The organism is Mucilaginibacter psychrotolerans (assembly GCF_004519315.1).
Taxonomy (GTDB): domain Bacteria; phylum Bacteroidota; class Bacteroidia; order Sphingobacteriales; family Sphingobacteriaceae; genus Mucilaginibacter; species Mucilaginibacter psychrotolerans.
Genome location: NZ_SOZE01000062.1, coordinates 1 through 10882 on the forward strand (window position 1 = coordinate 1; position 10882 = coordinate 10882).

12 protein-coding genes are annotated in these 10882 nt (G+C 46.0%); 10 read left to right on the plus strand and 2 right to left on the minus strand.

Annotation, left to right across the window (positions count from 1 at the left end):
• The 10 genes from E2R66_RS27690 to E2R66_RS27735 form a co-directional block, all read left to right on the plus strand.
• A partial coding sequence (locus tag E2R66_RS27690; protein ID WP_204986006.1) for an integrase core domain-containing protein occupies window positions 1–308 on the plus strand: 308 nt, incomplete at its 5' end.
• Between the two features lie 492 nt (window positions 309–800).
• On the plus strand, window positions 801–1652 hold the full coding sequence (hisG, locus tag E2R66_RS27695; protein WP_133237058.1) for an ATP phosphoribosyltransferase: 852 nt from the start codon (window positions 801–803) through the stop codon (window positions 1650–1652).
• Window positions 1653–1763: 111 nt separating this feature from the next.
• The gene (hisD, locus tag E2R66_RS27700) at window positions 1764–3059 is read left to right on the plus strand and encodes a histidinol dehydrogenase (protein ID WP_394347211.1); all 1296 of its coding nucleotides are present in this window, start codon (window positions 1764–1766) and stop codon (window positions 3057–3059) included.
• A gap of 215 nt (window positions 3060–3274) precedes the next feature.
• The gene (gene hisC / locus E2R66_RS27705; RefSeq protein ID WP_133237062.1) at window positions 3275–4321 is read left to right on the plus strand and encodes a histidinol-phosphate transaminase; all 1047 of its coding nucleotides are present in this window, start codon (window positions 3275–3277) and stop codon (window positions 4319–4321) included.
• Entirely contained in the window at window positions 4318–5466 is a 1149-nt protein-coding gene (gene hisB, locus E2R66_RS27710; RefSeq protein WP_204986007.1) for a bifunctional histidinol-phosphatase/imidazoleglycerol-phosphate dehydratase HisB, read from the plus strand. The genes hisC and hisB overlap by 4 nt, the downstream gene beginning before the upstream one ends.
• 45 nt (window positions 5467–5511) lie before the next feature.
• Window positions 5512–6165, plus strand: a complete 654-nt coding sequence (gene hisH, locus E2R66_RS27715; RefSeq protein WP_133237064.1) for an imidazole glycerol phosphate synthase subunit HisH — start codon at window positions 5512–5514, stop codon at window positions 6163–6165.
• Between the two features lie 5 nt (window positions 6166–6170).
• Entirely contained in the window at window positions 6171–6920 is a 750-nt protein-coding gene (locus E2R66_RS27720) for a 1-(5-phosphoribosyl)-5-[(5-phosphoribosylamino)methylideneamino]imidazole-4-carboxamide isomerase (protein ID WP_133237066.1), read from the plus strand.
• A 131-nt stretch (window positions 6921–7051) separates the two neighbouring features.
• A complete protein-coding gene (gene hisF, locus E2R66_RS27725; protein WP_133237068.1) occupies window positions 7052–7807 on the plus strand; it encodes an imidazole glycerol phosphate synthase subunit HisF in 756 nt (251 codons plus the stop codon).
• Window positions 7808–7977: 170 nt separating this feature from the next.
• A complete protein-coding gene (gene hisIE, locus E2R66_RS27730) occupies window positions 7978–8565 on the plus strand; it encodes a bifunctional phosphoribosyl-AMP cyclohydrolase/phosphoribosyl-ATP diphosphatase HisIE (protein ID WP_133237070.1) in 588 nt (195 codons plus the stop codon).
• Between the two features lie 101 nt (window positions 8566–8666).
• Window positions 8667–9569: a WD40 repeat domain-containing protein gene (locus E2R66_RS27735; RefSeq protein WP_133237071.1), complete on the plus strand. Its 903-nt coding sequence runs from the start codon at window positions 8667–8669 to the stop codon at window positions 9567–9569.
• Here E2R66_RS27735 and E2R66_RS27740 read toward each other — a convergent pair.
• The gene (locus E2R66_RS27740; RefSeq protein WP_133237073.1) at window positions 9566–10327 is read right to left on the minus strand and encodes a C40 family peptidase; all 762 of its coding nucleotides are present in this window, start codon (window positions 10325–10327) and stop codon (window positions 9566–9568) included. The two genes, E2R66_RS27735 and E2R66_RS27740, sit on opposite strands and share 4 nt — an antisense overlap.
• Before the next feature lie 232 nt (window positions 10328–10559).
• Window positions 10560–10796 carry a GIY-YIG nuclease family protein gene (locus E2R66_RS29370; protein ID WP_133237077.1) on the minus strand — a complete coding sequence of 79 codons (237 nt, stop codon included), beginning with the start codon at window positions 10794–10796 and terminating at the stop codon, window positions 10560–10562.
• Window positions 10797–10882 lie beyond the last annotated feature (86 nt).

Consider the following 10882-nt stretch of genomic DNA (forward strand, 5'->3'; position numbering starts at 1 on the left):
ATATAAAGATGCTCAATAAGGAAAAAGTCATCATCAGCATGACCCAGAACGGCGAGGCTTATGAAAACCCGATTGCTGAACGGGTTAACGGCATCCTCAAAACAGAATTCGATTTAAGTAAGGTATTCCAATCAAGATCAGAAGCCTTGATAAGCGTAAAAATGGCAATCGATGCGTATAACAATCTTAGGCCGCACATGAGTTGTAGTTATTTGACGCCGGCTGCAGCTCATTCAACCACCGAGCCGCTGAAAAAACACTGGAAGAATACAAGAAAGAAAAAAGCTATTGTAACCATTCCGCTGTAGCTGTTGTTAACATCGGAACAAATTGAGCAAAAAGAAAAAAGAAGCAAAAAAGAAAAACGTGTTGGAATATGGAAAACTGAAGGAGTTTCCCACATTCCAACACGACAACAAGCAACAATAACTATTATTGTAGTGTTATTAAAAGTCCCATGTTTAACCATCCAAAAGTGTAAACCAAAACACGGACAAGACCTACTGTCAACCTTCATTAGGACGAGTCAAACTCGAATTAAACGAATTTTAGGAATTTCTCGAATTTGAATTCTATCCATTCCATTAATTCAACAAATTAGAGTTCAGACAAAAAAATTTTGTTTTCCCAATCAACTCCCTATATTTGCATCGCTAATCTATAGTATAACTATACAAAAATGGACTTGTACAAACAACATCATCTGCATTTGCACCATCACCGCCCGGTGATGAATAGATAATGTATGTTTCTACGCGAAATAACAGCCCCATTTTATTATAGTACCTTAAACTCATTTTGTGAAAACACTAAAAATAGCGATCCAGAAATCGGGTCGGCTCAACGAAAAATCCGTTGAATTATTAAAGAATTGCGGCCTTAATTTTGAAAATTACAAGAGCTCGCTTATCTCCCCCGTATCCAATTTCCCTTTAGAAATCCTCTTTCTGCGCGATGACGACATCCCCGAATACGTTCAGGATGGCATTGCGGATTTGGGCATCGTAGGCGAAAACGTGATAGAAGAAACCGAAGTTGATGTTGCTTACCTGCAACGCCTTGGTTTTGGCAAATGCTCACTAAAGATAGCCGTGCCGAATAATAACGACATAGCCACCCTGGCCGACTTAAACGGCAAGGCCATTGCTACCACTTACCCCGTAATTTTGGGCAAATTCCTGAAAAAGGAAGGTATCACTTCTGATATCCGCACCATATCAGGTTCGGTAGAGATATCGCCGGGCCTGGGGCTAAGCGATGCCATCTGCGATCTGGTATCTACCGGTGGTACGCTAAAAAGCAACGGACTGAAACCTTTTGCCGATGTAATGAGCAGCGAAGCCATACTAATCAGCAGCAAAGGCAGTGAAAACAACGACCTGATACAGGAGTTGATACAGCGCATCCAATCGGTATTGCGTGCCAAGGAAACTAAGTACGTAGTGCTTAACGTTTTAAAAGAGAATCTGGCGGCAGTAATCGCTTTGTTGCCGGGCGTAAAAAGCCCTTCGGTAGTGCCATTGGCCGAGCCGGAATGGGTAGCCGTACACACGGTTATCCCCGAGCGCGACTTTTGGGACCGCATAAGCCAGCTAAAACAAGCCGGCGCGCAAGGCATTGTAGTAATGCCAATAGAGAAGATAATATTGTAGGGCGCGAGCCCCCCAGCCCCCTGAAGGGGGAGCAGAATTAACACGATGGACAATAAAAACAATTCACAAACAAGCACTTCAAAAGCTCCCCCTTTAGGGGGCGGGGGGGGCTTGCCATTTTATAAGTATTCAGATTTAAGCGTTGCCGACATCGCCCGCCTCGTTCAACGCAACGTGGATCCGGCGAATGAAATACGCGATTTGGTAGAAGGCGTGATAGCAAACGTAAAGCAAAATGGCGATAGCGCCCTGCTGGATTACGCCTTAAAGTTTGATAAAGTTGAACTGGATAAATTATATCTGGGTAAAGCCGAACTGGAAGAAATTGCCTCGGCAGTATCGCCCGACCAGCAGGAGGCTTTGCAAACTGCGTATGCCAATATCTACAAATTCCACAAAGCGCAGCTAAAAACCGAGGACAAAGTAGAAACCATGCCTGGCGTAACCTGCTGGCGCGAGCTAAGGGCCATTGAAAAAGTTGGCCTGTACATCCCCGGCGGTACAGCCGTGTTGCCATCAACCTTTTTAATGCTGGGTATCCCGGCACGTATAGCGGGTTGCAGCGAGATCGTAGTGTGCTCGCCTCCGCAGAAAAATGGCAAGGTGAATGCCTTTATCGCTTACGTGGCGCTGATGTTGGGCATTGATAAAGTGTATTTAGTTGGTGGCTCGCAGGCTGTAGCGGCAATGGCTTACGGCACCGAGAGCATTACCAAAGTGGATAAGATCTTCGGTCCGGGTAACCAATTCGTAACCAAGGCTAAAACCATTATACAATCGACCACCACAACGGCAATCGATATGCCTGCAGGACCATCTGAGGTGTTAGTTATTGCTGACGAAACTGCAAAGCCAGCTTACGTCGCCGCCGATTTACTGGCACAGGCGGAGCACGGGATAGATAGCCAATCGATATTAGTTTGTACTTCGCAGGTTATTGCCGATGCTACTATAAAAGAAGTTGAAAAGCAATTAGCCGTTTTACCACGCGCCGAAATTGCGCGCCAAGCGATAGCTAATTCGTATATCGTGATTACCGACACGCTGGATGAAGCAATGGATTTCAGCAACCAATACGCGCCCGAACACTTGATACTGGCTACCGAAAAGTGGTCGGCAATAACGCCAAAGATCATCAACGCAGGTTCGGTATTTCTGGGCAATTTAACACCGGAGAGCGTGGGCGATTATGCATCGGGCACCAACCATACCCTGCCAACCAGCAGTTATTCAAGGGCATATTCGGGTGTATCGGTAGATTCGTTTGTCAAGAAAATCACCTTCCAGTTTTTAACGGAGGAGGGGATTAAAAACATTGGTCCGGCAGTAGAGATACTTGCAGATATGGAAGGATTGCACGCGCATAGGAACGCGGTAAGCGTAAGGATGGCCAAGTCGCAAAACTAACCCCCACGTCATTGCGAGTATCCACCGGGGGGTGCCCTGGAAAAAAATGTGATGACGTGTAAAAAAACATATTGATTATCAATAACTTACGTCCAAGTCATTATAAGGCACGAAGCAATCTCCCGATAAGTAGGGCGGATATGCAAAGCTTAGAGATTGCTTCGTACCTTATAATGACGGGATGGATAATAATTGACTAAAAGAATACCAATACCATGTTTGATATAAATACCCTACTCCGCCAAAACATCAAAAACCTAACCCCCTACTCTTCCGCTCGTGATGAGTTCAAGGGAGAGGCTAGCGTGTTTTTGGATGCGAACGAAAATGCTTTCGGTTCGCCTTTAGATACTGCCTACAACCGCTACCCGGATCCTATGCAGCATGCTATAAAGCTGCGCCTGAAAGAGATCAAAGGCCTGCCGGTACGCAACATTTTCGTGGGTAACGGTAGCGATGAGGCCATTGATATCCTATTCCGCAGCTTTTGTAACCCAGGCGTGGATAATGTGATCATCGTGCCCCCTACTTACGGCATGTACCAGGTGTCGGCAAACATCAATGATGTGCAAACCAAAAAAGTACTGCTTACCGACGAGTACCAGCTAAACCTGGAAGGCATTGCCGAAGCCATTGACACCCATACTAAACTTATCTTTATCTGCTCGCCAAACAACCCTACCGGTAATTCGATCAACCGTGAGGATATTGAAACCTTGCTAGCCAATTTCAATGGTATTGTGGTGGTTGATGAGGCATATATCAACTTCAGTCGCCAAAAAAGCTTTATACAGGAATTGACCGAATACGCCAATTTAGTAGTGATGCAAACACTCTCCAAAGCATGGGGATTAGCCGGTTTACGCGTGGGTATGGCCTTTGCCAGCGAGGAAATTATTGTGGTGATGAACCGCGTAAAGCCGCCTTACAACGTAAACGAGGCCTCACAGCAACTGGCATTACAAGCTTTGCAAAACGTAACTCAGGTAAACGATTGGATAAAAGAAACGCTGATCCAGCGCGATAAACTGGTGCTTGCCTTAAAGGAGATGGATTTTGTGCTGGATATTTACCCATCAGATGCCAACTTCGTTTTAGTAAAAACCACCAATGCCACAGGCATATACAATTACCTGGTAGATAAGGGCATCATTGTACGTAACCGTACCAATGTAGAACTTTGCGAGGGTTGCCTGCGCATCACCATTGGTACACCCGAAGAAAATAACACCCTGATAGAAACTTTACAGCAATACAAATGAGCAAGCTGCAAAAAATACTCTTTATAGACCGCGACGGAACCCTCATCAATGAAACACCTGATGAGCAGATCGATTCCTTCGCCAAGCTTACCTTTTACCCGGGCGCATTGCAATATCTGCCCAAAATTGCCGCCGAGCTGGATTATGAGTTGGTAATGGTAACCAACCAGGATGGCTTGGGCACTTCGGTTTATCCCGAGGACACCTTTTACCCTGTGCATAACCTCATCATTAAAACCTTTGCAAACGAGGGCGTGCATTTTACTTACGAAGCTATCGACCGTACTTTTGCCAAAGACAACGCCCCTACCCGCAAACCGGCAACCGGCTTACTTACCCAGTACCTGGACGAAAGCAAATACGACCTCAAAAACTCCTTCACCATTGGTGACAGGAAGAACGATGTGCTGCTGGCCAAAAATTTAGGCGCAAATGCAATTTGGATAAACAATAAATCGGGCTTGGGCGATGGAGAGTTTCACCCGGAAATTGATAACGACATTGCCGGTGTAGTCGCCCTGCAAACCACCGAGTGGAAAGAAATTTACGAGTTTTTGAAACTTGGCGAACGCGTCATCGAGCACCGCCGTACCACTAAGGAAACTGATATTTACATCAAATTAAACCTTGATGGTACCGGCGAGGCCAAAGTATCCACCGGCCTGCACTTCTTCGACCATATGCTGGATCAGATTGCCCGCCACGGCAGTATGGATTTAGAGATAACTGCAAAAGGCGACCTGCATATAGACGAGCACCATACTATAGAAGACACTGGCATTGCCCTTGGCGAAGTAATGGCTGCTGCCTTAGGCAATAAGATGGGTATTGAACGCTATGGTTTTTGCTTACCGATGGACGATTGCCTGGCACAAGCCGCCATTGATTTCGGCGGGCGCAACTGGATCGTTTGGGATGCCGAATTCAAGCGCGAAAAGGTAGGCGATGTGCCTACAGAGATGTTTTACCACTTCTTCAAATCCTTCAGCGATGCCTCCAAAAGCAACCTGAATATAAAAGCCGAAGGGCAAAACGAACATCACAAAATAGAAGCTATATTTAAAGCCTTTGCCAAAGCCATTAAAATGGCGGTGAAGAGAGACGTGAATAAAATGGTTTTACCAAGTACAAAGGGACTGTTATAATGGCTAGCCCCCTAACCCCCTGAAGGGGGAACAGAAGTTAATAATATGACAGAAAGTAATAACAACGCTAATCAAAAGCTCCCCCTTCAGGGGGCGGGGGGGGCTTCGGGCATCGGCATCATCCGATACGGCGCCGGCAACATTTTCTCCCTTACCGCTACTTTAGAGCGGCTGGGGATTGCCTATGGCATGGTGAACACCGAGGCCGACCTAGACCAATACGACCGCTACATTATACCCGGCGTGGGCCACGCGGGCGCGGCTATGCACAAACTGGAAAGTACCGGGCTGGTACCCGCCATTAAGGCGTTGGAAAAGCCTACCCTGGGCATTTGCGTAGGTATGCAACTGCTCACCAGCTACAGCCAAGAAGGCGACTGCAACCTGCTAGATCTCTTCCCTATGAAAACCTTAAAGTTCCCGCAAACAGATGGCTTTAAGGTACCACACACCGGCTGGAATCAGGTGTTCCCCGAAAAAGAAAACCCGCTTTTTGCAAATATTCCAACGGGATCACACTTTTACTTTGTACATTCATACTTTATTGAGTATGAACCATTATTTACTTTATCGTCTACAAATTATATCCATCCATTTTCGGCATCAATTTGGCGGGATAATTTTTACGGCGTCCAGTTTCACCCCGAGAAATCCGGCGCTTACGGCGAACAACTATTGACAAACTTTTCACAAATCTAAAAGCAATGTATATAATCCCCGCCATTGATATTTTAAACAAAAAAGTTGTTAGGCTGCGCGAAGGCGACTACAGCCAGGTAACCGAGTATGATGTTACCCTGGAAGAGATGATAGAACGGTACCAAAGCAATGGCACCAACTTTATCCACATCATAGACCTTAACGGTGCCAAGAACGATTTCAGCAACCAGCAATACCTTTTTGATGTAATACGCAAAACAGATATGCAGGTGCAATATGGCGGCGGTATCCGCAGCATAGATAAAGTGAAGGAGCTAATTGATGCCGGCGTACACCGCGTTATTGTTGGCACCCAGGCCATCACTAACCCTACATTTTTACACGATTTAAGCAAAGCCATCTGCGGCCGCGATAAATGCAGCGACCAGGTGGTGATTGCCATCGATGTATTGGACGAAGTAATCAAATACTCCGGCTGGATGGAAAGTTCGCCGCTGAAATTGATGGATTACGTGGATAAATGCCTTTCGCTGGGCTTCTTCCGTTTTTTATGTACCGATATTGATAAGGACGGAAAACTGGCCGGTGCGGGAGTAGAGTTATACGAAAAACTGCTGGATCATTCTCCATTCATCAAGCTTATCGCATCGGGCGGTGTAAGTTCCATGGCTGATATTGAAACATTAAGCCGCATCAAAGTAGAATCGTGTGTAGTTGGCAAAGCCATTTACGAAGGCCATATCAGTATCGAAGAAATTAAAAACTGGAATTTGGAGTCACTGATGTCAATTTAAGTCGGGCTGCGCGAAGCGCGCCCACTCCACCACGTCATTGCGAGGCACGAAGCAATCTCTAAGCGTTGCATTACCGCTTTGCTCATCGGGAGATTGCTTCGTACCTCGCAATGACGTTTTGTTAAAACCCTATGCTCGCTAAAAGAATTATCCCCTGTTTAGACGTTAAAGACGGCCGCACCGTAAAGGGCGTAAACTTTGTTGACCTGCGCGATGCAGGCGACCCGGTAGAGCTTGCCTGGAACTATTCGCAGCAAGGTGCCGATGAACTAGTGTTCCTGGATATAAGCGCAACTGTAGAAAAACGCAAAACCCTGGTAGAACTGGTGAAGGCCGTGGCACGGCAAATCAATATCCCCTTCACCATTGGCGGTGGTATTACCGAAATTGCTGATGCAGATGCACTGCTGAACGCCGGCGCCGATAAAATCTCTATCAACTCGGCTGCTGTGCGTAACCCGGCTTTGATTGATGAACTGGCCAAAGCATTCGGTGTGCAGTTTGTGATTGTAGCGGTAGACACCCGCGTAATGGGCGATAAAAACATCGTGCATTTAAACGGCGGCCGCTTACCAACCGAAAGGCAAACGTTAGAATGGATATTGGAAGCTGAAAGCCGTGGGGCAGGCGAGATACTGCTCACCTCTATGGACCACGATGGCACCAAGGCAGGTTTCGATAACGGATTTTTAACGCAGGTAAACAATGCGGTTAATATCCCTGTTATAGCTTCGGGCGGGGCTGGCTCGGTACAGCATTTTGTAGATGTGTTTCAGCAAACTAATGTGGATGCTGCACTTGCAGCATCGGTTTTTCATTATGGCGAGATATTGATACCCGATTTGAAGACGATTTTAAGAGAGAATAATATAGAGGTGAGGGTGTAGAAAAGATAAAAAGCGGGGGCCTCGCGCGATTCCCCTCTTGAGAGGGGTGGAGGGGCGTGTTAAGCATGATGCCTTTAAAAGTCAGATACCGCGTGGCTAACACACCCCTGCAGCCGCACTGCCATACGCGCCCCCTCTCAAGAGGGGAATTTTAATAGAGAAAAGAACAAATGAACATCGATTTCAACAAAACAGACGGCTTAGTACCCGTTATTATACAGGACGAGCACACCCTTGAGGTGCTGATGCTGGGTTACATGAACCAGGAGGCTTACGATAAAACCGTAGCCGAAAACGTGGTTACCTTTTTCTCCAGATCAAAAAACCGCTTGTGGACCAAGGGAGAAACCAGCAAAAATTACCTGCATGTAAAAACCATGCATATCGATTGCGATAACGATACGCTACTGATAAAAGTTAGTGCCGATGGCCCAACCTGTCACACCGGTTCGCGCAGCTGTTTCCAAACGGAATACAATCAAAACTTCATCATGCAGCTGGAAGGCATCATTGCCGATAGGTATGCCAACCCGGTTGAGGGCTCGTACGTGAATAAATTGCGCAAAAAAGGCCTCAATAAAATAGCCCAAAAAGTAGGCGAAGAGGGTGTAGAAACGGTAATAGCCGCCTTGGCAGAAACCGAAACGGATCTCATCAACGAAGCATCAGACCTGGTATTCCACCTGTTAGTTTTACTGCGCGAAAAGAACTTAACGCTGGAACGGATAGCTAAGAATTTAGAGGAAAGACATCGTTAAGAAGTTGGCAGTTTTCAATTCTCAGTTTGCAGGTTAGAAAGTTAAGCAAACTGCATACTGCAAACCGCACACTGCAAACAGCACACTGCAAACTGAATAAAATGCACGCAATAAAAACCGCAGATTTCACCGGCCACAGCAACCCCATATTTACGCTGGAGCTCTCGCAAAAGCCGGGGATATTCTTTACCGGCGGTAACGATAAAGGGCTGGTAGAATGGAGCCTGGAGACTAACGCCTTTATCAAGGTGATGTTCCCGGTTCCAGGCTCTATTTATGCCATACATTGCCCCGTGGGTTATCCGCTCATGTTTGCGGGACTGCGCAGCGGCGAGGTGCTGGTATTCAACTTCATCGAACAGAAAGTAACGCATCGTTTACGTAAGCATGTCAAACCTGTATTCGATATCAAATCGATAGTCAAGAAAGACGAATTGCTTGTAGCATCAGAAGATGGCACCGTATCTGTATGGAGCCTTAAAAGCATGGAGCTGCTACACACTATACAGGTATCGCACGATACTGTTCGCTGTATAAGTATTGATCCGGCGGAGGACAGGCTTGCCTTCGGCTGCCGGGATAATAAAGTGATAGTTTACGACACCGAAGATTATAGCCCCATAAAGGCGATTATAGGCCACACCATGGCTGTATTCTCCTTACAGTATGCACCAACCGGCGACTACCTGGTTTCGGGCAGTAGAGACGCCCAGGTGAAGATATGGGATAACAAGACCTATTCGCTTATCCAAAATATCCCGGCACACCTGTTTGCGGTAAATCACATAGCCTTCCACCCTACCCGGCCCTATTTCGCTACGGCCAGTATGGATAAAAGCATCAAAATATGGGATGCTGCCGATTTTAAACTCCGCAAAATCATCAGTCGCGAAAAAGGCTACCCTTCACATGTGCTCTCTATCAATAAACTGGCATGGAACGGTGATGACCTGCTATCCGTGAGCGATGATAAAACCATCATGCGCTGGCAAATCGACTTTTAGAAGTAACGCTTTATAGCGTGCAGCTTGTGGGTGTAACGCTTCAGTTCTTCAGACCATATCCCCTCGTTATCTATCGTATCTATCTTCACCTTGCCTGATGCGTGAATAATTTGTCCACTGTTCAATATGATGCCTACGTGTGTTATCTTTCCTTCGGGATTGTTAAAAAAAGCCAGGTCGCCCAGTTTAGTTTGAGCCAGATCTTCAACAGGTGTGCCCTCTTTCGCCTGCATAGAAGCGTCACGTTTTATGTAAATCCCGCATAAGCGGTAAACCACCTGCGTAAAGCCCGAGCAGTCTATGCCAAAATGTGTGCGCCCGCCCCATAAATAAGGTGCATTTAAATAAGACAGGGCGATGTTGGCAAGATGATCTGTTTCGCCTATCTCCCCTATTATCTCAAATTTTTGATTTCCGAGGTTGCTGGTGGTTCCCTGCAAAAATGCCAGCGAACTGCCTGCCGAAAGGTAAATAACGGAGTTATCTGGTATTTTCCACGCTTGCGTAACGGCGCGGTAAGTTAATGGCGCAGGGTTGCTATGCAAATCCTCATAGGCGATGTGCCCGAGCGGCGCAAATTGCAATCGGTCTATCCAGCCTACATAACCGTCTACCGCTGTAAGTATTTTGGCCCATTTGTTATTGTACTCCGTAACCTCAAAAGCCTCGCCAAACAAAAGCTGCGAAACCATTTCGCTGCGATCACTCGGTTCGGCGCGCATGGGCACGATAGCAAGATTACAAATGCCGTATTCCATAGTTTTAAATAAAGGTTATTACGTTTTCAGGTTAATAAAGTTTCAAGTTATGAAAAAAGGTGATTCCATAGAATTTTAAACTTTCTTGCAGATAGATGAAATGGTAAATTTCGAATAAAAACGGCCCCCTCACTCCTTTTATGTGTTAGTTTTTTGATAACAGGCGAATTCCAGATACTACCAGCGAAATCAATGCTGATTTAAACTTTGTAATTGTCCTCGATTTGGCCTACTACAACAAATGCTTAATAGCAAACGCCCTACCTGAGCCTGACTTTAGGTAACGTTCAAATTGATATGCTTTATACCGATCACGAAAGGAACAGCACCATTTTAATTTTAAAGGAAGATACGGCTTAGTTGCCGGCACATATCCCTTTTTATGACGCGCGTACCTTTCTTTTAAATTTACGGTGCAACCTACGTAATGCTTGGGATCAGTCCTAAAAGTTGGGGGATAGGATAAAATTTATTTGTTTTGCTGGAGGATAAACGAATACTAAAGCATTGCCAACACCACACGAAACCCTTGTCCGGTTGATCTTACCTGACGGC